Source organism: Cryobacterium mannosilyticum, assembly GCF_004402705.1.
Classification (GTDB): Bacteria; Actinomycetota; Actinomycetes; order Actinomycetales; family Microbacteriaceae; genus Cryobacterium; species Cryobacterium mannosilyticum.
Genome location: NZ_SOFM01000007.1, coordinates 284,664 through 310,619, shown reverse-complemented (window position 1 = coordinate 310,619; position 25,956 = coordinate 284,664). Strand labels below are relative to the sequence as shown.

General features: G+C 68.7%; 21 protein-coding genes. 8 read left to right on the top strand and 13 right to left on the bottom strand.

What is annotated here, in order from left to right:
- Nucleotides 1-54: 54 nt before the first annotated feature.
- Together E3O32_RS02880 and E3O32_RS17800 are read left to right on the top strand one after the other, a co-directional pair.
- On the top strand, nucleotides 55-438 hold the full coding sequence (locus tag E3O32_RS02880; RefSeq protein WP_134506786.1) for a hypothetical protein: 384 nt from the start codon (nucleotides 55-57) through the stop codon (nucleotides 436-438).
- Between the two features lie 21 nt (nucleotides 439-459).
- On the top strand, nucleotides 460-2,232 hold the full coding sequence (locus E3O32_RS17800; protein ID WP_134506784.1) for a cation:proton antiporter domain-containing protein: 1,773 nt from the start codon (nucleotides 460-462) through the stop codon (nucleotides 2,230-2,232).
- Nucleotides 2,233-2,271: 39 nt separating this feature from the next.
- Here the strand turns inward: E3O32_RS17800 and E3O32_RS02870 are convergent, their stop codons facing one another.
- The 9 genes from E3O32_RS02870 to E3O32_RS02830 form a co-directional block, all read right to left on the bottom strand.
- Nucleotides 2,272-3,501, bottom strand: coding sequence for a GAF domain-containing protein (locus tag E3O32_RS02870; RefSeq protein ID WP_134506782.1), 1,230 nt, complete (start codon nucleotides 3,499-3,501; stop codon nucleotides 2,272-2,274).
- 115 nt (nucleotides 3,502-3,616) lie between these two features.
- Nucleotides 3,617-4,936, bottom strand: a complete 1,320-nt coding sequence (locus E3O32_RS02865; protein ID WP_241974500.1) for a DUF445 domain-containing protein — start codon at nucleotides 4,934-4,936, stop codon at nucleotides 3,617-3,619.
- A gap of 219 nt (nucleotides 4,937-5,155) precedes the next feature.
- Nucleotides 5,156-5,881: a sulfite exporter TauE/SafE family protein gene (locus E3O32_RS02860; RefSeq protein WP_134506780.1), complete on the bottom strand. Its 726-nt coding sequence runs from the start codon at nucleotides 5,879-5,881 to the stop codon at nucleotides 5,156-5,158.
- A gap of 6 nt (nucleotides 5,882-5,887) precedes the next feature.
- Complete coding sequence (locus E3O32_RS02855; RefSeq protein ID WP_134506778.1) at nucleotides 5,888-8,161, bottom strand: glycoside hydrolase family 31 protein; 2,274 nt, start codon at nucleotides 8,159-8,161, stop codon at nucleotides 5,888-5,890.
- Entirely contained in the window at nucleotides 8,161-9,612 is a 1,452-nt protein-coding gene (locus tag E3O32_RS02850) for a glycoside-pentoside-hexuronide (GPH):cation symporter (RefSeq protein WP_134506776.1), read from the bottom strand. The genes E3O32_RS02855 and E3O32_RS02850 overlap by 1 nt, the downstream gene beginning before the upstream one ends.
- A 126-nt stretch (nucleotides 9,613-9,738) precedes the next feature.
- A complete protein-coding gene (locus tag E3O32_RS02845) occupies nucleotides 9,739-11,043 on the bottom strand; it encodes an AGE family epimerase/isomerase (RefSeq protein WP_277612767.1) in 1,305 nt (434 codons plus the stop codon).
- The gene (locus tag E3O32_RS02840; RefSeq protein ID WP_134506774.1) at nucleotides 11,043-11,942 is read right to left on the bottom strand and encodes an aldolase; all 900 of its coding nucleotides are present in this window, start codon (nucleotides 11,940-11,942) and stop codon (nucleotides 11,043-11,045) included. The genes E3O32_RS02845 and E3O32_RS02840 overlap by 1 nt, the downstream gene beginning before the upstream one ends.
- Before the next feature lie 70 nt (nucleotides 11,943-12,012).
- Nucleotides 12,013-12,957 carry a carbohydrate kinase family protein gene (locus E3O32_RS02835; RefSeq protein WP_134506772.1) on the bottom strand — a complete coding sequence of 315 codons (945 nt, stop codon included), beginning with the start codon at nucleotides 12,955-12,957 and terminating at the stop codon, nucleotides 12,013-12,015.
- Nucleotides 12,958-13,249: 292 nt separating this feature from the next.
- Entirely contained in the window at nucleotides 13,250-14,080 is an 831-nt protein-coding gene (locus tag E3O32_RS02830; protein WP_134506770.1) for a DeoR/GlpR family DNA-binding transcription regulator, read from the bottom strand.
- A 307-nt stretch (nucleotides 14,081-14,387) separates the two neighbouring features.
- On the opposite strand from E3O32_RS02830, the gene E3O32_RS02825 reads away from it, so the two are divergent.
- Nucleotides 14,388-15,326 carry an NAD(P)-dependent oxidoreductase gene (locus E3O32_RS02825; protein WP_198417512.1) on the top strand — a complete coding sequence of 313 codons (939 nt, stop codon included), beginning with the start codon at nucleotides 14,388-14,390 and terminating at the stop codon, nucleotides 15,324-15,326.
- Nucleotides 15,327-15,435: 109 nt separating this feature from the next.
- On the opposite strand, the gene E3O32_RS02820 is transcribed toward E3O32_RS02825, so the two are convergent.
- Nucleotides 15,436-17,379 carry a primary-amine oxidase gene (locus tag E3O32_RS02820; protein WP_134506941.1) on the bottom strand — a complete coding sequence of 648 codons (1,944 nt, stop codon included), beginning with the start codon at nucleotides 17,377-17,379 and terminating at the stop codon, nucleotides 15,436-15,438.
- Between the two features lie 152 nt (nucleotides 17,380-17,531).
- Between E3O32_RS02820 and E3O32_RS02815 the strand changes: the two genes are divergently transcribed.
- From E3O32_RS02815 to E3O32_RS02805, 3 genes are all read left to right on the top strand, one after another.
- On the top strand, nucleotides 17,532-18,128 hold the full coding sequence (locus E3O32_RS02815; protein ID WP_134506768.1) for a TetR/AcrR family transcriptional regulator: 597 nt from the start codon (nucleotides 17,532-17,534) through the stop codon (nucleotides 18,126-18,128).
- 120 nt (nucleotides 18,129-18,248) lie between these two features.
- Nucleotides 18,249-19,211 carry an AraC-like ligand-binding domain-containing protein gene (locus E3O32_RS02810; protein ID WP_420898087.1) on the top strand — a complete coding sequence of 321 codons (963 nt, stop codon included), beginning with the start codon at nucleotides 18,249-18,251 and terminating at the stop codon, nucleotides 19,209-19,211.
- Nucleotides 19,212-19,396: 185 nt separating this feature from the next.
- Nucleotides 19,397-20,896, top strand: coding sequence for an APC family permease (locus E3O32_RS02805; protein ID WP_134506766.1), 1,500 nt, complete (start codon nucleotides 19,397-19,399; stop codon nucleotides 20,894-20,896).
- 42 nt (nucleotides 20,897-20,938) lie between these two features.
- Here E3O32_RS02805 and E3O32_RS02800 read toward each other — a convergent pair whose 3' ends face one another.
- Nucleotides 20,939-21,937, bottom strand: coding sequence for an aldose 1-epimerase family protein (locus tag E3O32_RS02800; RefSeq protein ID WP_134506764.1), 999 nt, complete (start codon nucleotides 21,935-21,937; stop codon nucleotides 20,939-20,941).
- Between the two features lie 4 nt (nucleotides 21,938-21,941).
- Nucleotides 21,942-22,802, bottom strand: a complete 861-nt coding sequence (locus E3O32_RS02795) for a DeoR/GlpR family DNA-binding transcription regulator (protein WP_134506762.1) — start codon at nucleotides 22,800-22,802, stop codon at nucleotides 21,942-21,944.
- A gap of 85 nt (nucleotides 22,803-22,887) precedes the next feature.
- On the opposite strand from E3O32_RS02795, the gene galT reads away from it, so the two are divergent.
- A complete protein-coding gene (galT, locus tag E3O32_RS02790) occupies nucleotides 22,888-24,090 on the top strand; it encodes a galactose-1-phosphate uridylyltransferase (RefSeq protein ID WP_134506760.1) in 1,203 nt (400 codons plus the stop codon).
- A complete protein-coding gene (gene galK, locus E3O32_RS02785) occupies nucleotides 24,087-25,250 on the top strand; it encodes a galactokinase (RefSeq protein WP_134506758.1) in 1,164 nt (387 codons plus the stop codon). Before galT ends, galK begins: the two co-directional genes overlap by 4 nt.
- A gap of 164 nt (nucleotides 25,251-25,414) precedes the next feature.
- Here the strand turns inward: galK and E3O32_RS02780 are convergent, their stop codons facing one another.
- Nucleotides 25,415-25,891: a YbaK/EbsC family protein gene (locus E3O32_RS02780; protein ID WP_134506756.1), complete on the bottom strand. Its 477-nt coding sequence runs from the start codon at nucleotides 25,889-25,891 to the stop codon at nucleotides 25,415-25,417.
- Between the last annotated feature and the right edge of the window lie 65 nt (nucleotides 25,892-25,956).

Genomic DNA, 25,956 nt, shown 5'->3' with positions numbered 1-25,956 from the left:
GCCGGAACGAGCCGGAACGAGCTTCAGAACGACGAGACACGAGGAGAGGTCAGAATGTCCAGGAAAGTGAAGTGGCTCGACCAGCCCGACGCCGACGACTTCCCGAAGGCTGCGAACTACCTGCATCTGCTCGTGAACGACAGCGCCGTCGACGCCACCGTCGGCGCGCTGGAGGCGGCCCCGCTCACGCACCACAAGGCCAAGGACATCCTCCGGGCCAGCGGCCTGCCGCTGCTCGACGCCGCGAATCCGCACGTGGCCTCCTACCTGAAACTGATCCGTGACGGGGTGAGACTGTCCCCGATCCTGCTCGTGCGCGGCAATCTCCCCGCCGGGGTGCCGCTGCACATCGCAGACGGGTACCACCGGGTGTGTGCCACCTACCTCACCAACGAGAACACCGACATCCCCGTGCGGCTCGCCGACCTGACGCTCTGACCGACCCTGGACCCGGCCGCGATGACCTTCCAGACCCTGGCGATCATCTCGGTCGTCGCACTGCTCGGCCCTCTCCTGGCGATCCCGCGCCGCGCCCGCCTGCCGGTGATGCTCGGTCAGCTTCTGGCGGGTATCATCGTCGGGCAGAGCGGCCTCCGGCTGGTGGATTCAACCGACCCCTCGATCACGCTGCTGGCCGACGTGGGCTTCGCACTGATGATGTTCGTCGCCGGAACCCACGTGCCCCTGCGGGACGGTCAGAACCGCTCCGCGCTGCGCAGGGGGGCTGCCCGCGCGACCGTCACTGCCGTGTTCGCCGCCGGGCTCGGGGCGGGGATCGCCGCGCTCTTCGGCATCAACCACGCCCCCCTCTACATCGTGCTGCTCGCGTCGTCGTCTGCCGCCCTGGTGCTGCCGATCATCGACTCCCTGCGGCTGAAGGGGAGCCCGGTGCTCGAGGTGATCGCGCAGGTCGCCATCGCGGACATCGCCGCGATCGTGGCGCTGCCGCTGGCGATCGACCCGCCCAACGCCGGCCGGGCGGCGCTCGGCGCGGCCGCGGTGGCCGGCGCATCCGTGGTGCTCTACCTCGTGCTCTCCCGGCTGGAGGCGACCGGAGCCAGGCTGCGGCTGCACCACCTGTCGGAGTCGCGCAGGTTCGCCCTGGAACTGCGGATCCAGCTCGCGGTCCTCTTCGGCATGGCGGCCCTGGCCGTCTACAGCCACGTGTCGATCATGCTGGCCGGGTTCTCGTTCGGGCTGGCCGTTGCCGCCGTCGGCGAACCGAGGCGACTGGCCAGGCAACTGTTCGCCATCGCCGACGGATTCCTCGGCCCGCTGTTCTTCGTCTGGCTCGGCGCCTCCCTCAACCTGCTCGACCTCCTGAACCGGCCGCAGATGATCCTGCTCGGCCTGACGCTGGGGGTCGCCGCAGTGCTGGCGCACGCCGTCACGCGCGCCCTCGGGCTGCCACTGCCGCTCGGCCTGATGTCGGCCGCGCAGCTCGGGGTGCCGGTGGCCGCGGTGACGATCGGCAGCCAGTCGAACCTGTTGCTGCCCGGCGAGGCCGCGGCCCTGATCCTGGGTGCCCTCGTCACGATCGGGGTGTCCGCGATCGCGGGCGGGCGGGCGGCCGCGCCTCCGGAGGCCGAGCCGGTCTCCCCGCCACGCCCCCCCGGAGACCGCGACCCCCTGACGCAGCGGACCTCCTCTCGGACTCCGGAGGGCACTCTTCGGAATTCCCGGCGGGCGCACAGCGTTGATGCGGTCAGTGCACGGGTTTCCCGCTCATACTGCAGAACAGAACGGGCACGGCCCGGCGACGAACCAAGGAGGTCGCACGTGGAAAGAGTGAATGAAGAGGTAGAGGTCAACACCGGAGTGATCGAGAAGTACCGGCGCCACGGGAACGGGCGCGGACTGGTCTCCCCCGCAGCCCGGGTGCACGCGAGCGCGTTCGTGTCGAGCACGGCCTATGTGGAAAGCGGCGCGCAGGTCAGCGCCGAGTCGTGGATCGGACCTGGAAGCTGGATCGACCACGGGGCCGTGATCGGGTCGAAGGTCTTCATCGGCCAGAACGTGCATGTGGGCGCGGACGCGCAGGTGGGAAACGGAGCCCGGCTGGGCAGCCACTCCCGGATCGGCCGGAACGCCCGCATTCCCGCCGGCGCCGTCCTCGACCGGGACCTCCGGGTGCCCGACAACGCGGTCGCCACCGCGACCGCGTCACGCGCCGCCCACGCCGCCCACCGTCGGGCCGACCTGCCGGGGACCGGGCTCCGATCGGCCGCCTGACCCGGTCGGCCGCCTGACCCGGCGCCAGTGGGTGGCCGGTCAGTCGGTGCGGGACGGATGCCGCAGCTCGCGCTGGACCATCAGCGCGAGCTCCCGCAACAGGACGAGGTCCACCTCCCCGTCGGAGCGAGGCTCCGGGTCGAAGACGCAGAGCGCGCCGATCCGCTCCCCCGAGGGAGATTCGATCGGGAACCCGGCATAGAAACGGATGTGCGGCTCGCCGACCACGAGCGGGCTCTCCCGGAAGCGCTCGTCGAGCAGGGCGTCCGCGACCACCATCGGCTCCGGTCCCTGGATCGTGACGGTGCAGAAGGAACTGCTCCGCGGCACCTCATCGGGGTCGAGGGACACCCGCGCCTTGTGCCACTGCCGGTCACGGTCGATCACGGTCACCGCGGCGGACCGGGTGCCGAACATGATCCGGGCGAGGTCGGCGATCCGGTCGTACCGATCCTCCGGTGCCGTGTCCAGGATGCCGAGCCGGTCGACCGCATGCTGCCGCATCGCCTCGCGGGTGGCGGCATCCGTGTGGGCGACGGGGATGGCCTCCCTCGCGAAGGCGAAACGCTCCGTCTCCAGCGCGGGCACCATCGACGCCGCGAGCAGCCCCGCCCAGTGGGAGTACACCTCCGGCGAGCGATACCGACCGGAGGCGGGCGGCGGAGCCCCGTCGAGGGGCACGAAGTCGGCACGCGGGATGTCGGCGCAAATCGCGGCCGTGGCCCGGTTCAGCCTGCGGGCGTGAGCGTCGGCCAGGTCGCCGAGCGGGCTGTCGAAGACGGGGATCGACCGGATGGGCTGGATCCCGGCGGCGAACACCCGGGTGCTGCCCGATGAGCTCCGGACCAGCTGGCGCAGCAGCCTGTCCAGCCCGAGCCGCCAGACCCGTTCGGAGGCCAGGGTGACCGACTCGTTCACCCCCAGGGTGACGACGATCGCGTCGAACCGGGTCAGCCTCAGGTCACCGAGTTCGGCGAGGGCGGTGACCGACGTCATCCGGGACCGGGCGACGACGTCGACGTCCACGCCGCGCCCGGTGCGCGCCGACACCGCGCGGGCCAGCGCCCCGGGCAGGGCGAGGTCGTGGCTCATCACCCCGCGGCCGACCGCCGGCCCGGAGCCGAAAACGAGGATGCGGTCGGAGTCGACGCCCGCGGCGTGCGCTTGCGGGGCATCCGTGGGCATCGGGATGTCCGTGGATTCCCTCTCGGCTGCCGCGGCCCAGGCGCGCATTGTCGGCGCCAGCGACCGTCGAATGAGTTCGTGCACCGGTTCCTCTGGCGATTCCGCACGCGAGGGCGGTCCACGCGGGTTGGCCCAGTATCCCCCATCCGCCGAAATTGTATGCAATCCGGGGCAAGGGTGTCGCCGCCGCAGGCCCCGGTCAGAGCAGCGACACGACGGCCTGCGCGGCCGCAAAGATGGCCACCCCGGCGAGGGCGCCGACGACGGTGCCGTTGATGCGGATGAACTGCAGGTCCTTGCCGACCTGCAGTTCGATCTTCTCCGACGTCTCGGCCGCGTCCCACCGCTCGACGGTCTCAGTGATGACGCCGGCGATCTCGTGCCGGTAGCTCCGCACGAGGTGGCTGGCCGAGTCGGCCAGCCACCGGTCGATCCGCGCCCCGAGGGCGCCGTCTCCGAGCAGGCGGGCGCCGACCTCGATCACGGTCGAACGGATGCCGGCGCGCAGCGCGCTCGCCGGGTCGCCGAGGGAATCGACCAGGGAGGCCTTCACCGCCTCCCAGGTCTCCCCGGCGAATTCGCGCAGCCGGGCGCTGTCGAGCAGCTCGAGCTTGAGCGTTTCCACCCGGTTGATCATGGCGGGATCGTGCTGCAGGTCACCTGTGAGTTCGACCAGATAGCGGTCGATCGCCGCCCGCAACGGGTGGGCGGCATCCGTGCGAACGGCGTCGAGGAAGGCGAGCACCTCCCGGTGCGCCTTGTCGTCGACGAGCTTGTCGACAAAACCGGGCAGCCAGCTCGGCAGGCGCTGCGACACGGCCCGGCCGAATGCCTCGGGGTGCGCGAGGAGCCAGCCCTGGGCACGCTCGAGCAGCAGGTCGACGACGGCGTGCTGTTGTCCCGACTCCACCAGCCGTTCACCGATCCGGCCGATCGGCGGCGCCCAGTCGGCCTGCACGAGGTGCTCGCGGGCGACGGTCTCGATCAGGTCCTTGATGGCGTCGTCACTGAGCAGTTCGAGCAGCCCGGTGCCGGCCACCGCGACCTCGTCGGTCAGCCGGCCGGCGTTCTCCGGCGACGACAGCCACGCGCCCAACCGGCGGGACACCCCCATCGAGTCGAGCTTGCCCCGCACGACGGTCTCGGAGAGGAAGTTCGTCTCGACGAACTCGCCCAGGCTCGCGCCGATCTCGTCCTTGCGGCTGGCGATGATGTTCGTGTGCGGGATGCGCAGGCCCAGCGGGTAGCGGAACAGTGCAGTCACCGCGAACCAGTCCGCCAGCCCACCGACCATGCCGCCCTCGGCCGCCGCGCGCACGTACTGCAGCGCCGGGTAGCGGTCCTGGAGCGCGAAGGACACGGCGAAAACGACGGCCATCACGAGGAGCAGGCCCACCGCGAGCCGTTTCATCCGCACGAGGGCGCTCAGGCGCGCGGCATCCGACGGGCTCAGCCGTGCCGGGGCCGGTGCCAGGGCGTGTTCGGACATGTCGTTTCGCGGTGAAGTCGGTCTGGCCATCCCCCCAGCCTGCCCGATCAGGCCCCGCCGGCGAAACCCGCGCACCGACGGCCTTCGATCGTGTCCCGGATTCAGTCAGCATGGGGCCGCTGCGCTGCCGCACCCGGGCGGATGAGAACCGGACGACTCACACTTCAGGAGTGCAACTTCCGATTCGGGTCGCCAGCAGGCATCCGTCGCAGGATTGAGTGGCTCTGTCGATGTTGTCCGGTCGCCGTGCTAAAGAGCGGAAAGGCCCTGGATCACCGTGGCCAAGGATCCGACGCCGGCGATGGCGAAGACGGCCTTTTTTGCGATCGAGTCGTTGATACTCGCGCTGAGAAGGTTGCCGATCACGACGCCGGCGACCGCGGAGCCGGCCGCGACCATCCAGCCTGCCGTCGGAAGGTCGGGCACCCCCCTGGCGATCAACGACAAGATGTTGAGGCCGGCGAAGTACAGCTGAACGGTGGCCAGATACTCTTTGTATTCCCAGTCGGTGGAGTTGGCGTAGATGACGATAGGCGGGCCGCCCACCCCCGCGGTCACATTCATGAAGCCGGAGAGGGCGCCGGCGATCCCGGTGCCCCGCGCGCCCACGAAGAGCCTGCTCTTACGCAGAAAGACGGTGGAGGCCAGGGCGATGAGGGTCACGGTGCCGATCAGGATGCCGAGCCAGCTGGCCGGCAGCGCGTTGGCGATCAATGTCCCGGGGACAACCCCGATCGCCGACGCGACCAGCAGCAGCACCGCCACGCGCATGTTCACGTCTGACCGAAGGGTGATCGCACTGACCAGGCACACGCCGAGTCCGACCACCTGGAGCGTTTGCACGCCGGTGACACTGCCCAGGAGGAGCACCAGGAAGGGGCTGGCGACCAGGGCCAGCCCCATTCCGGTCACCCGCTGGATGAAGGAGCCGAAGAACAAGACGACTCCGACACCGACGAGAGTGAGCGTGTCCATCAAACGTCACCCATGGCGAACGATTTCGGCAATGGACGCCGGGCCGTCGAAGCCCTCGAGGCCGTCGATCGCGGCCTGCGATACCTCGCCCCACACGTGCACGGTCCACGGCTGGCTGCGCAGGTCGTCGGTGTTGCGGACCTCGGGGGTGACCTCGACGCGCGGCACGACGCCGCCGGAGCGCACGAAGACCGGCATCTCGTCGATCGACACCTGGCGCTGGATGAACGTCGGGCCCTCAAAGCGCTCGTCGGTGAAGAAGTCGTACCAGGTTCCGGCCGGCAGGTAGATCGACCGGGTCACCGGCTGCATTCCGTCATCCATCACCGGTGCAACCAGGATGTCGCCGCCGAACAGGTACTCGTCGTCGATTGACAGGGCGACCGGGTCGTCGGCGTAGTGCAGGCACAGCGGGCGGATGAACGGGAGCCCCTCGGTCTCCACCTCGCCGCCCACCTGCCACAGGTACGGCAGCAGTGAGTAGCGCAGGCGAATCCAGTCGCGGCAGACGCGCAGCGCGTCCGGCCCGAACTCCCACGGCTCCCGGGGCCGGAGGCCATGAGCCCTCATCAACGGCGACAGGGCGCCGAACTGGGTCCAGCGGATGTAGAGGCCCGGCGTGAGTTCCGGGCCGTAGAAGCCACCGATGTCATGGCTCCAGTAGCCTGGCGCGCAGGTCGCGTAGGACAGGCCCCCGCGCAGGGTCGCCTGCATCCCCACCACGGTGGACTCGGCGTCGCCGCCCCACTGTCCCGGGTAGCGGTGCGAGCCGGCCCAGCCGCTACGTCCCCACACCAGCGGTGTGCGACCGGTGAGCTCGCCGATGATGTCGGAGAACAGGCCGTTGTAGCGCAGCGGGTAAAGGTTGTGGATGTAGTTGCCGGGCGTGCCGTCGGCGGCGGCGGCACCGGACGGGCAGCCTTCGCCGAAGTCCGTCTTGATCACGGCCACACCGTCGTCGAAGAACGGCTTCTGCTTGTCCAGGATCCACTGGGCGGTGGCCGGGTTGGTGACGTCGAACAGGGCCCGCATCCGGCCGTCGGGCGTCGGAGTGCCCTGGATCTCGGCCAGCCCGCCGTCCGGCATCCGCAGCAAGTGTCCGCCCTCCTGGGCTTCCTCGAAGACCGGCGAGGCTGGATCGAGATAGGGCAGCTCCCACATCGACAGCCGGAATCCCTGCGAGCGAAGGCCTTCGACGAAGGCGCCGCGATCACCGAACCGGTCGCTGTTCCAGATGAAGTCGGTGTTCAGCCGGTCGACGACCAGCCAGTCCGGGTCGAGGTGGAGAACGTCGCCCGGCACCTGGTGCTCCCGCATGGTGCTGCCGACGGCCAACATCTCGGTGTCGCTGTGATAGCGGCACCGTCCCATCCAGAACCCGAACGCCCACAACGGTGGCCGTTTGGCCCGACCGGTCAACGCCGTGTAGTCAGTCAGCCGCTGTTCAACGGATGCTGCTGCGAACAGGATCAGGTCGAGGCCGGCATCGTCCAGGGTGATCCCCAGCACGCTGGGCCGACGGTGGCCGACGTCGGCGGTGAGGGTTGCGCCGGAGTTCACGAAGGCGGAATAGCCCGCGGTGGAGTGCCACACCGGCACCGGCTTGTAGGCCAGTCCGGTGCCGGTGCCGAGCGCGTCGTTGACCTCGAGGACCAGCTCTTGTCCGCTCTTCTCGAACCGGGAGAACTGCTCTCCGAAGCCGAAGATCTTCTCGCCGACGCCCATCTCCAGGTTGAGGTTGATGTTCCCGTTCGCCGCGATCACGGGCGGCGCCATCGGGAAGCCGGCCACCTGGCGCAGCCGTTCCCCGGTGCGCAGCAGCTGGGTCTCCTCGCGGTACAGGGCCAGGGTGAGGGGGGACTTGCCGATTCGCAGCGTGCAGCCGGCCAGCCGGATCTCCAGCGTGTCGTTGGTCTCCCGAAGCTCCGCACTCTGGTCGCCATTGGTCGCGGTGACCATGATGCCGGGCCACACCTCCGGTTCCCGCCACATCTGGTGCTCGGCCGGCGCGATCGCCACCCGCACGGTCTGCGGCCCGAGGGCCACGACCCGGCATCGGTACTCGATCTGGTCCAGCCCCGGGAGCTGCAAGTCCCGGGGCAGGTTCGGCATCGTCGTTTCAATGCCCTGCTGCTCCGGAGATTCTCCGGTCATCCAGCCGGGGATGCCGGGCAGAGCCTTCGCCGCCATGCCCGTCACCAGGAAGTCCACGCCATGATCGGTCTCGGTGACGTTTCCGACGTACTTGAGGATGTACGGTTCGGTCTGGGTGTCGATCATCACTTGGTCACCAGGGTTCCAGTCAGATCGGAGGATTCGTCGCCGGCTTCCTGGGCGTGTCGAACGTGCAGTTCCTCCTGAATTTCGACACACCGCTCGTCGGAGAGCTTGTAGACGTACCAGATGGCAATGATCGCGAAGATCGACATGGCCATCGGGTAGAGGAACATCAGTGCGCGGATGCCGAACAGGGCACCTTCGGACTGTTGTGCCACGTTGGGGGCGTAGGCGACGAGGGCCAGCACGACACCTGGAATGAAACCGGCGATGGCCTGGGACAGTTTGCGAAACCAGGTGAACGCCGAGTAGGTGAGGGCTTCGCTGCGGATGCCTGACTTCCACTCCCCGTATTCGACGGTGTCGGACACCATGGCCCAGTTGAGGCTGTTCGGAAGCGCGCTGCCGAAGAAGGTGAAGCTGGACAGGATCACCAGCGTGAGCGTGTCGTGCACCACGAAGAAGGCGAGGAAATCGGCGATGAACCAGATGGCACAGCCGAGGATGTAGGTCTGGCGTTTGCCGATACGTCGGGTCAGCCACGGGGTGATCGCGACGCCGGGGAAGACCCAGGCGATCGCGAAGAGGCCGATGAATGAGAGCGCCCAGGTGTCGCCCAGGTTGTACTCGGTGAAGTACACCTGCACCGCGATCCGCACGTTGAAGGCGGAGAAGATGGCCAGGTTGGCCAGGCACAAGCCCATCAACGGACGGTTCGAGAACAGCAGGCGGTATTGCTTGGAAAGCGGCACCTTCGGGGCCGCGACCTGCACACCTTGAGGGCTGCCGACGAATCGTTCCTGAACGTTGTTGTACATCACGTAGATCATCACGGTCCCCGCGATGGCGAACACCGTCACTGCCACGGTGTAGCCCTGAGCCTGGTCGTCGAAGGCATTCACGATCGGCCAGAACACCACTGTCGAGATCAGCAGGCCGAGGGTGCCTCCACCCTGGCGGAGCGAGGACAGCACGGAACGTTCCTGCAGGTTGCGAGTCATCGCCGGCACCAGGGCGCCATAGGGGATGTTCGCGATGGAGTAGGCGGTGCCGAACAGCATGTAGACGGCGAAGGCCCAGATGGTGCGCCCGGTCAGGGAGAAGTCGGGAATCTGGAACGACGCGATCAGCATCAATGCCAGAGGAATGGTCGCGTAAAAAATGAAAGAGCGGTATTTGCCGCGTTTGCCGAGCTTCGTGCGGTTGTCCACCCAGGTGCCCACCGCTACGTCGGCGAAGGCATCCCAGATCTTCGCGACAAGAAAGATGGTGCCCGCGATGGCGGGATTGATCCCGAGCGCGTCCGTGAAGAACTTCAGCAGGTACAGCTGCCCCATGTCGAACAGGAAGTTGAACCCGACGTCGCCGGAACCGTAGCCGAGCTTCTCCCTGAGGCTGAGAACCGGCTGCAGGCCCGTGGATACGGCCCCGCCGGTCTGTGTTGAAACACCCATTTCTTGTCCTCTTCTTTGATGACCGTCGTCGCCCCGGGTGGGGCGACGACGAGGTTGGGTTCTGCGCGCGCCAGGTGGTGGCGCGGTCGTGCGCGCGCCGGTTGCCGGCCGGCGCGATGATCCGATCTAGATGTGGTCGAGCAGACCGTCCGCCAGCGCCGGGACCAGGCCCGGGGTCAGGGGCAGCCGGGGGACGAGCAGGCAGTGCAGCAGGTGGTAGATGTCCTGCTTGCCGTTCCAGACCAGGCTCGATACCTCGTTCTTCTCGTTCAGCTCCTGCCACCAGGAACCGGTCTCGTAGTCCATGAGGTAGTCGCGGCAGTAGTCCCAGAACTCCTGGTAGTAGGCGGCGTACTTGGCGTCGCCGGTCACCTGGTGAAGTGCGTACGCCGAGCCGATCGCCTCGACGATGACCCAGCGAATCCGGGAGCGGATCACCGGCTTGCCTTCCCAGTCGACGGAGTAGACGAAGCCGGGGGCGCCGTCGGTGGACCAGGCGTCGCGCACGGCGCCGTTGAAGAGACCTTCGGCGTCTTCGACGAGCCAGGATGGCGGGGTCTTGCCCTCGGCCAGCAGGGTGGCGCGCAGCTGCACCAGGAGGCGACCCCATTCGACCCAGTGACCCGGGGTGCCGCCGAACGCGCGGAACCGGTCGCCGGGCGCGTCCTTGTTGTAGTCGAGAATCGGGTTCCACTGCTGGTCGAAGTGCTCGTTGACCCGGTAATGATTGCTGCGGGCGACCTTGTGGATGAGCAGTGACGCGATCGAGATCGAGCGGTCAAGCCACACGTCGTCGTGAGTGACGTCGTGGAGGATCAGGAAGGCCTCGACCGCGTGCATGTTGGCGTTGCCGCCGCGGTAGTCGTCGCACTCGGTGAAGGCCTCGTCCCAGTTGTCCAGGCACATGTTCTCGGTGTCAGACCAGAAATGGGTGTTGACGGCGTCGATGGCCAGGTCGAGCAGTTCCCGAGCGCCAGGGATGTCGGCGGCGGTCGCGCTCGCCGCGCCCAGCGCGACGAACATGTGGGCGTAAGCCTCCTTCTTGCGGTCGATGACCTGGTCGCCCTCGTTGGCCACGGAGGCGAACCAGCCGCCGTTCACGCGGTCGCGAAGGATGCCGTTGGTCAGGCACTCGATGCCGTGGGCGGCCAGGCTGCGTGCCCCGGGGCGGCCCATGACGGCCGCGGCCGCGTAGACGTGCACCATCCGGGCGGTGATCCACAGGTGAGTGCCCATCTCCTCGCGGATGCCGCCGGTGTTGCTGATCCAGCCGAAGCCGTTGGTGACCTTGCCGTTGCGGCCGAACTCGAGGATCCGGTCAAGTTCGGTTTCGAGCCACCGGGTGTGTGCCGGGTTGCCGATCCAGTTCAGGAGAGGGGACATCGCGGCATCCGTGCTGAGCTGCGTGGTGGTCTGTTCGGTGATAGTCATCAGCGCGCCGCCAGTGCCTCGTCGACGACCTCGCCGAGTCGCTTGAGACGCGGCACCGAGACGTCCCGGAGCATCGTCGCGGGATCCGCTGCCCCCACGACCGACGCCCAGACGGCGCGGCCGGACAGGAACCCCGAGGCGCCTGCCGAGACGGCGATGCGCACGGCCTTCCCGAATATGTCGGCGTCGACTCCCGACGAGAGGATCACCCACGGCATGTTCAGCTCCCCGTCAAGTCGGCGGCAGGCGTCGAAGAGGGTCTTGTCGTTGGCCTGTGCCCCGTAGGGCATCTCACCCTTGTACAGGTCGGCTCCGGTGTTGCCCAGCTCGGTTGCGGCCGCGAGGATCGCGGCTTCCCGATCGAAGGCCGCTCCGCGGCGGGGAGGGCGGACGACGGGCTCGATGATGCTGAGCAGACCGGCTCCGCGGCACAGTGCACCGAATTCGGCGACCATTTCCGTGCGCTGCTCGGCGGACTCGTCGGAGCGCCACAGCACGAGGAGCTTGAGCGCCTTGACGCCGGCGGCCCGAAGCGCTGCGGGGTCGATCGCGCGGTCGATCTGCACGCTGTCAACCGGGATTCCGTTCCCGGGCAGGAAGTCGTCGGCGGCAACGATGAGCGCACAGGACGGGTCAACGGCGTTGGCGGCGAGGACGGCGTCGTAGGAGAACTGCTGGTCGACGAGCACCCCGGATGCGTAGGGGCTGACGATCTGGGTTGCGAGCACCTTGAAGTCGGTGAGGGTCTGATCGCTGACCGGGGCCTTGGCGCCGGCTGCCGTGAACATGTTGCGCAGGGCTTCCCGCTGGTCGACGGCGAGCATCGCGAATCCGCCGGAGGGACGTGCGATGTCCTGCAGCGTGCAGGCTGCGGTGGTGAGGGTGGGTGAGAGGGTCATGTTTCTGTTCTCCTTCGTAGGAATTGAGTGATGGACCGGCGCGCCGAGGACAGGGCACGCCGTGGTCTGGTTATCGGGGCGAGAGTGTGAGCAGCTCGTCGAGGGTGGGAACGGCACTCCGCCCGTCAAGGGCGCGGCAGGACAGTGCCGCGGTGTCGTTGGACTGTCGAAGGGCCTCGGGCCAGTCGAGGCCGCGGCAGAGGGCGGAGAGCAAAGCGCCGTGAAACACGTCCCCGGCGCCCAGGGTGGAGAGGATGTCGATCCCCGTCGCTGCCGACACGTGCACCCGGCCCGGCTCCCTGCCCGGCGCGAACTGCGCCGACCACCAGGCGGTCGATCCTTCGGAGCCGTTCGTGGCCACGACGGCGCGGGCGCCCTCGGCCAGCGCGAGACGCGCAGCCTCCTCGACCCCGTGGTCGGTATCCGGCTGGCCATATTGCGCGGCCAGCGACGTGGTGGTGGGGATGTAGAGGTCGAGCAGGGAGACGTCGAGTGCGGCGACCTGGTTGCCGGCATCGACCGCGAGGCGTGGACGATCCGACGGACTCATCGTGGAGAGCAGGTCGGCGACCGGGCCGAACCCCAGGTGATCGGTGTGCACCCACTCGGCCGACCGGACGAGTTCGACGGCCCGGGACCCCATCTCGGCGAGCGACGGGAGGGGCGGGACGGCCAGTGTGGAGATCGCCCGTGTCTTGTTCTCCGTGGAGACCACGACGCACGAAGCCTGGGTCGGGGTGGCTGCGTCGCGCATGACGCCGGAGACATCGACGCCCTCCAGTTCGAGCAGCCGCACGGCTTGCTCACCCGCGGAGTCGGCACCGACCCGGCCGACGAACGCAACCGGAATGCCCTGGCGGGCAAGCACGACCGCTGCGTTGGCCGCGGGGCCGCCTCCGACGATGGCGATCTGATCTCCGACGACGCGTTCGTCCGCGGCCGGATACCGGTCCACGAGCGCCAGGGCGTCGATGGTCACGACTCCGACGCAGACAACCTGAAACAGACTGGGCATCCTTGCACCTCCGGGAAGTAGCGCGAACACGGGGCTGCCACTGATTCTGCGGTAACACGCTGCGCTAATTGTTGACTCTACCCCATTTTATGCGAGTCATAGAACAAACAGTTGTTTGTTTAGCAACAACATGGCGCCGCCAGACCCAACGGGTGGCGCGGGGCATCCCGACGCCGTGACTCATCGGTGGTTGCGGCGCGGGCGCTCGACGAGACGTCCCGGTGACGAAAAGCCGGCCACGGGGTGAATCTGCGAGGATCAAGACGAGTGCGCGGGGTGTTCAGCGGCAACGTCAGTTCTCGGCGGCAGTGTCCTCGTGCTCTGACTCGGCCGGCAGCACCAGGTCGATTCCGTCGGCCAGGAGGCGCGCGGCAATCCCGGCCGGCGGCTGGCGATCGGTGACGACAGCGGACAGCCGGCCCCAGTCGCAGAGGAACACCGGCCCGCGAGCCGCGAACTTGCCATGGTCGATGAGGAGCACGACCCGGTCCGCGATGTCCATGAGCTCCAGCTTGACGAGCCTCTCGACGTCGGCCGAGGCGTAGACGCCACGCTCGTCGACCGCGGCGGCGGCCAGGTAGAACGTTCTCACGCGATAGCGGTGCGCCATCTCGACGGTTGCCGAACCCACGAGGGCGCGGCTTGCCCGGTGCAGATCGCCGCCCAGGGCGATGACGGTCGCTGCGGGTTGATCGAGGAGTCGGTTGATGACGGGGAGCGAATGGGTGATGACCGTCCCGTGAAAATCCGAGGACAGGGCTCGGGCGAGCTCCATCGTCGTCGTGCCGGCGTCGACTGCAATCACGTCGTCGGGGAGCACGCACTCGGCCGCGGCCCGGCCGACCGTTCGTTTGGCCGCGTTGCGGGCGCTCTCCCGCCCGTTGTACCCGGGGGCATCCGGATCGTCGTCCGTCTCGGCAAGTCGAAGACGCACGCCCCCGTGCACCGCCACGGCGTCACCGTCGTCCTGGAGCCTCCGCACATCGCGTCGCACGGTCATCTCCGAGACGTTGAGGCGCTCGGAGAGGTCCGCGATCGAGGCGAAGCCCGTGGCGCGAACCCTGTCGACAATCGCCGCGCGGCGCGCAGGGGCGCCGGTGTAGCGCATGGATTCAGGGCTCATTCCGATGACGTCCTTTCGATGGGCAACAACTTTTCGATCAAACCTGCGCGAATGTCACAATCTTCTCACAAACTCCCGCTTGAGGTGGGACCTCAACCTGCGTGGGCCACCGGGAAGTCCCGATCACAGGCCGTGAGGATCCTTCGGTTGGCGCGACCGGGGCTGCCTCCGGGTCGGCGACTATGGTAAAAAACAAACACAATATTGTTCGTGATATCCCAAAGTAGGATATGGTCGAACGGTCAGCGCAGCTAGGCCCCGCGACCCGCGGCAGCCCGGTAGCCGCGCTGCTTTACGGAGGAACCGGATGCCCAGTCAGATTCAGTCACCCGCATCGATGAGCCCCCTCGTCCCGAGCGACAGCATCGGCTTCGTCGGCCTGGGTGCCATGGGCGGAGCAATCGCCCGAAACCTCGCCACGGCCGGATGGACCATGCGCGTCTTCGACCTCAACGGCCCAGCGATCGACCGCACTACCGCGGCCGGCGCCGCCGCCGCCTCGTCCGCGAAGGATGCCGTCACCGGGTCCGCGGTGGTGTTCTCCTCTTTGCCCACCCCCGAACTGGTGGAGAAGTTCTGGGCCGAGCAGGCCCCGAATCTCGCCTCGGGTTCGATCGCGGTCGACCTGTCAACGATCGACCCCGCGACCTCTCGTCGGATCAGTGACATGATCGCAGCGTCCACGTCGGCGTCGTTCGTTGCCTGCACCGTCGGCAAGACGCCGGCACATGCCGAGAAGGGGGAGATTCCCGCCTTTGTCGGCGGTTCCACCGCGGACATCGAGCGTCTCGCTCCGCTCCTGAAGGTATTGTCGAACGATGTCTACGACATGGGGTCCGTCGAAGGCGCCACGATCTTCAAGCTCGTCTCCAACCTCGTCGGGATGAGCAACCTCGCCATCCTCGCCGAAGGTTACGTCCTCGCCCGACGGGCAGGGATCCCCGCTGACCGGTTCACGGAGGCCCTGCGCACGACGGGGGGCTGGTCTGTTCAGGCCGACCTGCGCTTGGACTGGATGGTCGCGGACGACCTCGCCCCAAGGTTCGCCGTCGACATGGCCGCCAAGGATCTGAGGCTCTCGGTCAACGCGGCCGCTGAGTGGCACGTTCCCACCCCCGTTGCAGCGGCCTCCCTGGCCGCATTCACGACGGCAAGTGCCTCCGGCCACGGGGCACTGGACGCCGCCGCAATCGTTGAGCCCCTCGATCCGCGCCGGGTGGCCCGCGGGGAGCGCGACGAGAGCTAGACGAGAGGAGGGTGGACCTGTCACGTCATTCGGGGGTCGACAAGATCGGCCGCCGGACAGCCGCCGGTCGCGACAGGTCTACCAGCGCGACAGGGGCGGCTACGGCAGGTCAGCAGTGGCAGTGGTCCTCGCCCGCTGCGGCCGGGGTGCTGGCCGGCACGTCGAGGACCGGGCTGCGGTCGAAGAAACCGTCCGGCTTGAGCTTGAACCCGGCGGTGTCGACCGGCATGATCGGCCAGTCCTCGATCCGCGGATAGTGGGTCAGGCCGAAGGTGTGCCAGAGCACGATGTCCTGCCCGTCCAGGTCACGATCCGCCGCCAGGTAGGCGGGAAGACCGGCGCCACCCGCGTGCTGGTTGACGAAGTCCCCGGTGGGGTAGCGCTCCTCCTCGGCGAAGCGGGTGATCCAGAGGTCCTTGGTCGCGAATGCCGCCCGGCGCGCGACCGACGATTCCTCGTCCGCGAGCAGGGTCGGCTGGCCCTGCGGGTAGAGCTTGTAGCCGACCGGCTCGCCGAGGCGGTTGAGCACGTTCGGGTTCGAGACCAGCCAGGTGCGGCCGTGCCGCATGTCCGCCTCCCGCACCCCGTCGGCCTCGCGGGCCACCACCGTGCGTTTGCGGGTGAAGGCGTTGCCGCGTTCGTTGCCGACTCCCATCGGCACCCGCACCGCCTCCTCTTCCTCGACCCGGTTGGTGAGCCCGTCGACGGCCATGTCCAGCCGGGCGCTGAAGAGGTGCTGGTGGAACGGGGCGCCGAGCCCCGGGGCCAGCTCCGAGGCATACGGGTAGCCCTTGCCCGGGTACGCGCTGGTGAAGACGATGCCGGTGGCCTTCGCCTCGAACTCGATGGTGCCGTCGAGGTAGAGGTACCAGTAGAAGCCGTAGTCGTAGTTGCCGATGGTCGTGAAGAAGGAGATCACCAGGCGCCGGTTGCGGCGGGTGTACTCGATCCCGGTCCAGAGGTCGCTGTGCTTGGAGAGGATGCTCCAGTCCTCCTCGTGCATGCAGATTCCGTTGCGGATCTCCCGAGGGTTGCCGAAGCCGTCGGTGATGACGGGGCTGAGGTAGGTGATCTCACCGAGGCAGTCGCAGCCGAGTTCGAGCGAATTGGCGTACTGGCCGACCAGGTACTCACCGGTGTCGAAGTAGTTCTGCCAGGACCGCACGGGCGACGGATCGCCGTAGGGCACGACCATCTCCGCGATCGACGCCCGGCGGATGATCGACCGGCGCACCCCGGCATCGTCGAAGCCGATGTTGTGCAGCACGACGCCCTCGCGCACATCGAAGCCCACATCGAGGCTCCACTTCTCCCACTCGACGTGGTTCCCGCCGGTGACGGTGAAGCTCGGGCCCTCCGGCTGGGTGATCTCGATCGGCTTGAGCGTCTCCCGCAGCGGACCGGTGAGCGCGGGGTCGGTGTAGTTGCCGTGCTCGGCCGGGATCGGCACCACACCGTAGTCGATGACCTGGTCGACGGTCTTGCTCACGATGTCGACGTAGGCGACGAGCCCGTCGATCGGGTGGGCCCACGGACTGTCCTCCGGGAACTGCTGCACGAAGGCGAGCCCGCGCAGGATGCGCCGGCCCTTCTCCTCCGGATACTCGAAGACGCCGGCCGACAGCGGGGCGACCCGCACGGTGGCGACGTCCAGCCCGCGCGCGGCGAGCGCGGCCAGCCAGCGCGCGTCGTGGGTGAGAAGTTCCTCGACCGCGCCGAACTCCTCCTCGAGCACGGGCAGCTCCCCGGTGACCGCGGTGTCGAGCAGGGTGACCGATTCGACGGCCCGCCGGGTGGCCGAGACCGTGACGTCCCGGGGAGCGGCACCGGAGATGTCGTGCAGGAAGGCCCGGAAGCGCCGGTTCGGCTCGCCGGACTCCGCGCCCCGCGGCGGATCGAGCAGGCCCAGGTAGGCGAACCGCACGTTCTCCCCGAGCAGCCCGGCGTCACCCAGGATGGCCCTGACCGACTCGAGTTCGGCGGTGGTGGTCAGCGCGTGCGCACCGGCGAGCGGCGGCAACGCCGTGTTGGCGTCAGCGGAGGCGAGTGTCATGGGAACCCTTTCGAGGTTGTAGGCCGGGCAGGTGGACGCGCGGGCATCCAAATGCGTCACTGCATTTATTTCCTATGGTTGTAGAAGAATAGGGCTCACTATGCTCGGGGGCAAGGGTCAATTCCTTCGAGGACTGTCGGAGACGGGGAAGCATGCCAAAGGTTGTCGACCACGACCAGCGTCGGGTCGAGCTGGTCAACGCGACCTGGCGCATCATCGCCAGGCACGGCATCGAGGGTGCGACGATGCGCGAAATCGCGGCTGAGGCCGGGTTCGCGAACGGCGCCCTGAAGCCTTACTTCCCGACCAAGGACGACCTGCTCACCTTCGCGTTCGGGCACGTGTTCAGCCAGACCAGCGAACGGATGCGCGCCGCCACGACCGGGAAGACCGGACTCGTCGCACTGCGGGCCTACTGCCACGAGATTCTCCCCCTGGACGACATCCGGATCAGCGAGGCCCGGATCGTCATCCCGTTCTGGCAGAAGGCGCTCGGCGACCCGGCGAAGGCGACGCTGCACGACGCCTCCATGCTGCAGTGGCGGCAGGCCCTGCGCGCACTGCTCACCGAGTGCCGCGAGAGCGGGGAGGTGCACACGCTGGTCAGCGACGCGGACATCGTCGGGCACCTGATGACGGTGGTGCTGGGCGCCCAGATCACGGCGGCCCTCTCCCCCGCCGACCACTCGCCGAACCAGCTGATCACCCAGCTCGACGGCTACCTCCAGCTGCTGGCGACGGGCGACTGATCCGCACCCTCGTTTTTCAACATCTGTCGAAAAAAGAGTGACTTTGCCGGCGAACCCGGCTAGGTTACTGCCACAGCGAGTCTGTACACGACGGCAAAGGAGCCCACCGTGACGATGACCATGGCCACCCAGCCCACCCCGGTCGGCGGCAGCGCCGACTCTGTCCGCCGCGCGGAGGCGAACTCGTTCGGCGAGTGGCGCACCCTCGTCTCGGATTCGTTCGTTCCGCTCGAGGTGCGCACCGACGCCAGGGACTTCCACGGCACGCTGCGCTCGCGGGTGCTCGACGACCTCTCCATCGTGGAGGTCACGGCCAACGGGCACCAGGTCCTGCGCACCCCGTCGCTCATCACCAGGTCCGACCGGCAGTACTTCAAACTCAACCTGCAGCTCTCCGGCAGCGGGATCCTGATCCAGGACAACCGCGAGGCCACCCTCCGCCCGGGCGACCTCGCGGTCTACGACACGAACCGGCCGTACACCCTGGCGTTCGAACGGGACTTCCGCACCCTCGTGCTGATGTTCCCGCACGATGCGCTCGACCTGCCTGCGGATGCCATCGCGCAGCTCACCGCGGTGAGGATGGCCGGCGACGCCGGCCTCGGCCGGATGATCAGCCCGTTCATGGTGCAGCTGGCCGAGAACCTCGACGCCCTCTCCGGGGCGACCGGCCACCGGCTCGCCTACAACGCCGTGGACCTGGTCGCGACGATGTTCGAGAGCGAACTGAGCATCCGTCGCGACCCGGCGCCCGGAGCCCGCGCCGACCTGCTCACGAGCATCCACCGCTACATCGAGGCCGAGCTCGGCGACCCGGCGCTGTCACCGGCGGGGATCGCCGCGGCCCACTTCATCTCACTGCGCCAGCTGCACAACGTGTTCCATGCGGCCGACACCACCGTGTCCGGCTGGATCAGGTCCCGGCGGCTGGAGCACTGCCGCCGGGATCTCCGGGACCCGATCCTGTCGCCCCGCTCGGTCGGCGTGATCGCCGCGCGCTGGGGGTTCATCGACGCCGCGCATTTCAGCCGGATCTTCCGCACCGCGTTCGGCGAACCGCCCAGCAGCTACCGCCGCGGCTGACCGGGAACCCGGCATCCGTTTCATCACTGGTCGTCAACTGCCGTACCCGGAATGGCAACTCCGCGACCGGGCCTTCGGGCAGAGTCGTCACACCGGCACCGCCGGCGACACCGGCTGCACCCGGCACCCGCCGGCCGGCGCCCTCACCCCCTGAATTCCGTTGTCAACTCGATGAGGAGTACCCCATGACGACCACCCGCACCGAGGCCGAACCGGAGACCACCCTGCACAAGGGCAGGCTCGGCGTGATCGGCATCGTCTTCTTCGTGGTCGCCGCCGCGGCCCCGCTCGTCGGGATGACCGGCGCGGTTCCCGTGGCGATCGTGCTCGGCAACGGGGCGGCCGCCCCGGGGGCCTACCTCATCGTCGGAATCACCCTGCTCCTCTTCAGCGTCGGCTACGCGGCGATGAGCCAGCGGGTGACCAACGCCGGCGCCTTCTTCGCCTACGTCGGCCGCGGCCTCGGCAAGCACCTGGGCACCGCCTCGGCGTTCGTGTCGATCCTCGCCTACCTGGCCATCCAGCTCGCGATCTACGGTTTCTTCGGCGGGCTCCTGGCCGCCCAGGTCGGACTGCTGCCCTGGTGGGCCTGGACGCTCCTCGCCTGGGTCCTGGTCACCCTGCTCTCCCTGCTCAGCGTCGACGTGGGCGCCAAGGTCCTCGGCGTGCTCATGCTGCTCGAGCTGGCCGCACTCATCGTCACGTCGGTCGCGATCCTCGCCGACGGCGGGCCGGAAGGCATCAACGTCTGGGCCTCGTTCAACCCGACCGCGATCCTCGCCGGCGGGCTCACCGGTTCGGCCGGGATCGCCTTCGCGTTCGCCTTCGCCTCCTTCATCGGCTTCGAGGCCACGGCCATCTACGGCGAGGAGTCCAAAGACCCCAAGAAGGTCGTGCCGCGGGCAACCTACTTGGCCGTCGGTGTCATCACGGTACTCTTCGCGCTCACGGCCTTCGCCATGGTGACCGGGATGGGCGCCTCCGCCGTCGTCGAGAAGACCGTGGAGCTCTCGACCCTCGACGGCGTGCCGCTGGCCGACCCCGCCGCCGTGCTCTTCGCCCTCGCCACGGAGTACGTCGGCCCGTGGATGGCGACCCTGATGGGGATCCTCGTGCTGTCCAGCCTGTTCGCCGGGTTGCTCGCCTTCCAGAACGCGTCAGGCCGTTACCTGTTCGCGCTCGGTCGCGGCGGGGCCCTGCCCGCGCCGCTCAGCCACGTGAACCCGCGCGGCGCCCCGAGCACGGCGTCCCTGGTCACGTCGGTCGTCACCGGGCTCGTCATCGCGGCCTTCGCGGTCTTCCAGCTCGACCCGGTGCTGAACATGTTCTACTGGTTCAGCGGTCTCGCCGTCGTCTCGATCGTGCTGATCGAGGTCCTCGTCTGCATCGCCATCATCGTCTACTTCCACCGGAACAAGGGCAGCGAGAACCCGTTCCAGACGGTCATCGCGCCGGTCCTCGCCGCGATCGGCCTGGTTCTCGGCGAGTACCTCCTGATGAGCCGGTTCGGGCTCCTCGCCGGCACGGTGGCCGAGGGCGTCGACCCCACGACGACCTCATGGGGCCTGAGCCCGATCGGCTGGGTCCTGGTGGCGCTGCCGTTCGCGCTGCTCGCCGCCGGCTACGTGCTGTCTCTCGTCACCCACAGCGAAAACGAGGAACTGGTCATGGACGTGCTGTCCTGACAGCGGTCGACCGGGTCACCGGTCGGGCGTTCAGCCGCAGGTTCAGCCGGCCAGGCCGGTGTGGCGGATGCCCCAGCGCACCGTCCAGGTCTCGCCGGGTTCCAGCCAGCGCAGGCCGGCCCCCGTGTTGAAGGCGTTCGCCGGCGCCGTCATCGGCTCCACCGCGACCGCGCGTCCCGGGGTCGGCCCGTCGGGGGTGTCAACCGGAAAGGCCCGTGGGGTGAAGACCTGCACGTAGCGCATATTCTCGTCGCCCCAGAGGATGACGCTGCGGCCGTCGGGCGCGGTCAGCGAGTGCTCCACCGCACCCTTGACCTCGTCACGCGAGTCGTCGTCAAGCTCGTCGCCGTGACCGATCGCGGTGGTCTCCAGCATCGTGGCGGTGAAGCCGTCGTCAAGGTCAAGCTCACGCACGAGGCGGCCAGCGCGCAGGTCGTAGCCGGTGCCGTCCACGGCCGTCTCGCCGACCGGATTCAGCCGCTCGTCCACCAGGATGCGGGTGCCGGCCGCCACCGTCAGGGTCAGGTCGTCGGTGGGCACCCCGCCGATCTTGAGGTACGGATGTGCTCCGATGGCCACCGGAGCGGCATCCGTGCCGACGTTGCGCACCGTGTGGGTGACGTCCAGGCCGTCGTCGGTGAGGGCGTAGGTGACCGTGGTGTCGAGCTGGAACGGGTAGCCGAGTCGGGGGAACACCGTTGCGGCCAGGGTGACGGCATCCGGGCTACGGTCGAGCAGCCGATAGGGCGAGGCGTAGAGCAGCCCATGGATCGCGTTCTGTTCGATCGGTTCGTTCAGCGGAAGCCGCCGCTCAACACCGTGATGGAGCCAGACGCCGTCGCGGATGCGGTTCGGCCACGGTACGAGCACGATGCCCGCCGACTTGGGCGGGATGACCTCGGCCGGGAATGACTCGACCAGGTCTATGCCGTCCACGGAATATGCCCGGAGTCCGGCCGCGACCTCGGTGATGATCGCCCTGGCCGGCCCGCTCGGGGAGGCCGCCCGCAACTCGTACTGTGTTCCTGTCGCTGCTCGCATGACTTCAGACTATGCCCGGCTGGAGAACGGTCAGACCGGCGTCGCGGAGGGGCGTCAGCCGATCGAACGGGGCGTCGGCATCCGTCACCAGGGTGTCGAATGCGGTCAGCGCCCCGATCCGGCCGAGGTGCACCTGGCCGAGCTTCGAACCGTCGGCCACGACGATGGCCCGGGTCGCGGCGGCGAGCATGAGCGTCTTGATGCCGGCCTCCGGAAGGTTGATATTGGTCACCCCGCGCTCCGCGTCCACCCCGTTGCAGCCGATGAAGGCCAGGTCCGCGTGCACCTGGCCGAGCACGGTCTGGGCCATCGGCTCAACCAGGGAGTGCTGCAGGGGGCGCAAGGACCCGCCGGTGACGATGACGGTGAACCGGGGAATGGCCGGCTCGAGCTCGAGCGCGATGCTGAGCCCGTTCGTGATGATCACGACATCGGTCAGTTCGGTTCGGGCCAGCAGCGCCCGCGCCACCGCGAGCGTGGTCGTTCCCACGTCGAGGATCACGCTCTGGCCGCTGGAAACGAGCGAGGCGGCCAGAACGCCGATCTGCTGCTTGGGCAGCACGGATGCCGCCAGCGCCTCTTCAAAGGAGGCCTCCCGGTCTGGTCTGATGCCGGCTCCCGTCGTCGGCGCGGGCACCGCCCCGCCGTGCACGCGCTGGAGGGACCCGGCCGCCTCGAGGGCGTCGAGGTCGCTCCGGGCTGTCACTCCGGACACCCCGAATGCCTCACGGAGTTCGCTGACCCGCACGAACCCCCGCTCGTCGACGAGCATCCTGATGCGCTCCCGCCGCTGGTGCGGCGGAAGGGCACCCCGATCGGCTTGCAGTTCCGGGTGCTGGTCCTTCGACGATTCTGATTCGGGCATAGAGCCATCTTCACTTAGTTTGCTTTGGTTTTCAATCCGAAACCTCTGGTTTCTGATACGCAAATTTGTTATCGTGGTCAGTGCCATGAATACAGAAGACTTCGTCGCCGACACCGGCATCATCCGTCACCGCCACACTCTCGCGGACGGCCGCGACCTCATCTACTTCGATGACCCGGGTACCACGCTCCCCCCGGAGCGGGCCGCCGACCTGCGCGAACTCGATCCGCGCCCCGCGACGGCCCGGATGCGCCAGGACCCGCTGAGCGGAGAATGGGTGTCGATCGCCGCGGCCCGCCAGAACCGGGTCTTCCTGCCGCCGGCGCACCTCGACCCGCTGGCCCCCTCGACGCCGGAGAACCCGTCGGAGGTGCCGAGCAACTACGACGTGGCCGTGTTCGAGAACAAGTCGCCCTCGTTCGGACCGCTGCTGAGCGATGCCGACGCCCCCGCCGGTCTCGACGACCTGGCCGCGATCGGCCTGGGCCGCATCCGCACCTCGGTCGGCCGCTGCGAGGTCGTCTGTTTCAGCCCGGCCACCGAGGGCTCGTTCGGCAGCCTCTCGGTCACCCGTGCCCGCACCGTGATCGAAGCCTGGGCGGAGCGCACCCACGCGCTCTCGCAACTTCCCGGGATCGAGCAGGTGTTCCCGTTCGAGAACCGCGGCGAGGCGATCGGCGTCACCCTGCACCACCCGCACGGCCAGATCTACTCCTACCCCTACGTCACACCGCGCAGCCAGCGCGTGATCGCCTCCCTCGACTCCTACGGGCCGACCCTGTTCGCCGACATCCTGGCCAGCGAGCAGGCCGGGGACCGGGTCATCCTGACCGGCGAGCACTGGACCGCGTTCGTGCCGTTCGCCGCCCGCTGGCCGATCGAGGTGCACATGCTCCCGCACCGCCACGTGCCCGACTTCGCCGGAACCACGCTGGCCGAACGCGACGAGCTGGCGGTGCTCTACAGACGTCTGCTGCGTGGGATCGACGCCATCTACGCCACGCCGACGCCGTACATCGCCGCCTGGCACCAGGCCCCGGTGAACACCCGGCGCGACGAGATCCGGCTGATGCTGCAGGTGACGAGCCCGCGCCGGGCCGAGGACAAGCTCAAGTTCCTGGCCGGTTCGGAGGCCGCCATGGGCGCCTGGATCGGCGATGTCACCCCCGAGCAGGCTGCCGCGACGATTCGCGCGGCCCTGGAACGTTCCGATGCGGCGGATGCCGCGGCGGATGCCGCCGGCCCGGCCGCACCGGCCGCCAACCTCCCCGGAAAGGCCCAGTCATGAGCGACCTCCACCAGACGGTGACCACCGGCTTCCAGACCCGGTTCGACACGGAGCCGACCGGCCTCTGGTCGGCCCCCGGCCGGGTCAACCTGATCGGCGAGCACACCGACTACAACGACGGCTTCGTCTTCCCGTTCGCAATCGACCGCCGCACGGTCGTGGCGCTGGGGGTGCGCGCCGACCGGCTGGTCCGCGTGGCCAGCTCCTTCGCCGAGGAGACCGTCGAGCTGTCACTGGACGACCTCACCCCCGAGAACCTCGAGGGCTGGTCGGCCTACCCGCTCGGTGTCGCCTGGGCGCTCGGCCAGTTCGGCGCCGACCTGGCCGCCGTGGCCGGCTTCGAGGTGTTCATCGACTCGGACGTGCCGATCGGCGCCGGGCTGTCCTCCTCGGCCGCAATCGAAAGCGCGGTCGCGGTGGCCCTCAACGACGTCTGGCAACTCGGACTGGACCGGCGCGTGCTGGCCAGGGTCGGGCAGCTGGCGGAGAACCGGGCCGTCGGGGCGCCGACCGGCATCATGGACCAGTCCGCCTCCCTGCTCGGCCGGGCCGACGCGGCCGTGTTCCTCGACTGCCGGAGTCTCGCCGCCGAGGTCATCCCGCTCGGTTTCGACGCGGCCGGGCTCGAACTGCTCATCATCGACACCCGGGTGAGCCACGCCCACTCCACCGGCGGCTACGCCTCCCGCCGGGCCTCCTGCGAGAAGGGCGCCCAGCTGATGGGAGTGTCGTCACTTCGGGACCTCGACGTGGACGACCTCGCCCGGGCCCGCGACCTGCTCGACGACGAGACCTTCCGCCGGGTACGGCACGTGGTCACCGAGAACCAGCGCGTTCTCGACACCGTGCGCACCCTCCGAGAGCAGGGCCCGACGGCGATCGGCGCCCTCCTGGACGCCTCGCACGTGTCCATGCGCGACGACTTCGAGATCTCGGTGTCCGAGCTCGACCTCGCGGTCGAGACCGCCCGGGCCACCGGAGCGATCGGCGCACGGATGACCGGCGGCGGATTCGGCGGGGCGGCGATCGCCCTCACCCCGCACGCCCTGATCCCGGCCGTCACGGCCGCCGTCACGGCCGCCTTCGCCGCCCGCGGCTTCGGCACGCCCGACCTGTTCGTCGTGCGTGCCGCCGACGGTGCCGCCCGCGAACAGGACTGACGCCTCCCCTCCCCTCCATACCTCCCTCACCCTCACCTCCCACACCTCCCTCGCCGAACTGTGAGAAAGGCCGCCGAAACCCCGGGGGCAAAGGGCGGACTTTCTCACAGCTCGGCGGTGCTCGGGACGCTTGGAGGAGCAGGACGTTCAGGGGTGCGGGACGTTCAGGGCGCCACGACGGTCGGTTCGCCGGCGGTGATCCGCACCAGCTCGTCGAAGGTGGTCGGGAAGACGGTGTGGGCATGGCCCGCGGCGGCCCAGACCACCGGGAACTCGGCGAGCGCGACATCCACCAGTGTCCGAAGCGGCGACGGATGCCCCACCGGGGCGACCCCGCCGATCACCTGACCGGTGGCAGCCTTGACCATGTCCTTCGACGCGCGACCGATGGTGCCGCCGAGGCGCTCCCCCAGCCACTGCGCGTCGACCCGGTGGGCGCCGGAGGTCAGGACCAGCAGCGGCTCGTCGTCGAGCAGGAAGACGAGCGAGTTCGCGATCGCGCCGACCTCGATGCCGAGCGCGGCCGCGGCGGCCGGCGCGGTCGTGGCCGCGTCGTCGAACCAGCGGATCTCGGGATCGAGGCCGTGGCCGCGAAGTGCCGCACGCACCCGGTCGACGGCGGGATGAGCGGTGTTGACCATGCAGCCAGACTAGACGTCCCACCCGGCCTCTGCCGGCATCCGCCGTTCCTCGCCCGCCCCGCCCG

Bases quoted from the DNA above. Each gene is read 5' to 3' on its own strand.
- E3O32_RS02820 (WP_134506941.1), bottom strand. From the start codon at position 17,379: ATGACACTCGCCTCCGCTGACGCCAACACGGCGTTGCCGCCGCTCGCC.
- E3O32_RS02850 (WP_134506776.1), bottom strand. From the start codon at position 9,612: ATGGGTGTTTCAACACAGACCGGCGGGGCCGTATCCACGGGCCTGCAG.
- E3O32_RS02780 (WP_134506756.1), bottom strand. From the start codon at position 25,891: ATGGTCAACACCGCTCATCCCGCCGTCGACCGGGTGCGTGCGGCACTT.
- E3O32_RS02835 (WP_134506772.1), bottom strand. From the start codon at position 12,957: ATGCCCAGTCTGTTTCAGGTTGTCTGCGTCGGAGTCGTGACCATCGAC.
- E3O32_RS02795 (WP_134506762.1), bottom strand. From the start codon at position 22,802: ATGCCCGAATCAGAATCGTCGAAGGACCAGCACCCGGAACTGCAAGCC.
- E3O32_RS02865 (WP_241974500.1), bottom strand. From the start codon at position 4,936: ATGGCCAGACCGACTTCACCGCGAAACGACATGTCCGAACACGCCCTG.
- E3O32_RS02830 (WP_134506770.1), bottom strand. From the start codon at position 14,080: ATGAGCCCTGAATCCATGCGCTACACCGGCGCCCCTGCGCGCCGCGCG.
- galT (WP_134506760.1), top strand. From the start codon at position 22,888: ATGAATACAGAAGACTTCGTCGCCGACACCGGCATCATCCGTCACCGC.
- E3O32_RS02825 (WP_198417512.1), top strand. From the start codon at position 14,388: ATGCCCAGTCAGATTCAGTCACCCGCATCGATGAGCCCCCTCGTCCCG.
- E3O32_RS02805 (WP_134506766.1), top strand. From the start codon at position 19,397: ATGACGACCACCCGCACCGAGGCCGAACCGGAGACCACCCTGCACAAG.
- E3O32_RS02840 (WP_134506774.1), bottom strand. From the start codon at position 11,942: ATGACCCTCTCACCCACCCTCACCACCGCAGCCTGCACGCTGCAGGAC.
- galK (WP_134506758.1), top strand. From the start codon at position 24,087: ATGAGCGACCTCCACCAGACGGTGACCACCGGCTTCCAGACCCGGTTC.
- E3O32_RS02810 (WP_420898087.1), top strand. From the start codon at position 18,249: ATGGCCACCCAGCCCACCCCGGTCGGCGGCAGCGCCGACTCTGTCCGC.
- E3O32_RS02815 (WP_134506768.1), top strand. From the start codon at position 17,532: ATGCCAAAGGTTGTCGACCACGACCAGCGTCGGGTCGAGCTGGTCAAC.
- E3O32_RS02855 (WP_134506778.1), bottom strand. From the start codon at position 8,161: ATGATCGACACCCAGACCGAACCGTACATCCTCAAGTACGTCGGAAAC.
- E3O32_RS02800 (WP_134506764.1), bottom strand. From the start codon at position 21,937: ATGCGAGCAGCGACAGGAACACAGTACGAGTTGCGGGCGGCCTCCCCG.
- E3O32_RS17800 (WP_134506784.1), top strand. From the start codon at position 460: ATGACCTTCCAGACCCTGGCGATCATCTCGGTCGTCGCACTGCTCGGC.
- E3O32_RS02880 (WP_134506786.1), top strand. From the start codon at position 55: ATGTCCAGGAAAGTGAAGTGGCTCGACCAGCCCGACGCCGACGACTTC.
- E3O32_RS02845 (WP_277612767.1), bottom strand. From the start codon at position 11,043: ATGACTATCACCGAACAGACCACCACGCAGCTCAGCACGGATGCCGCG.
- E3O32_RS02860 (WP_134506780.1), bottom strand. From the start codon at position 5,881: ATGGACACGCTCACTCTCGTCGGTGTCGGAGTCGTCTTGTTCTTCGGC.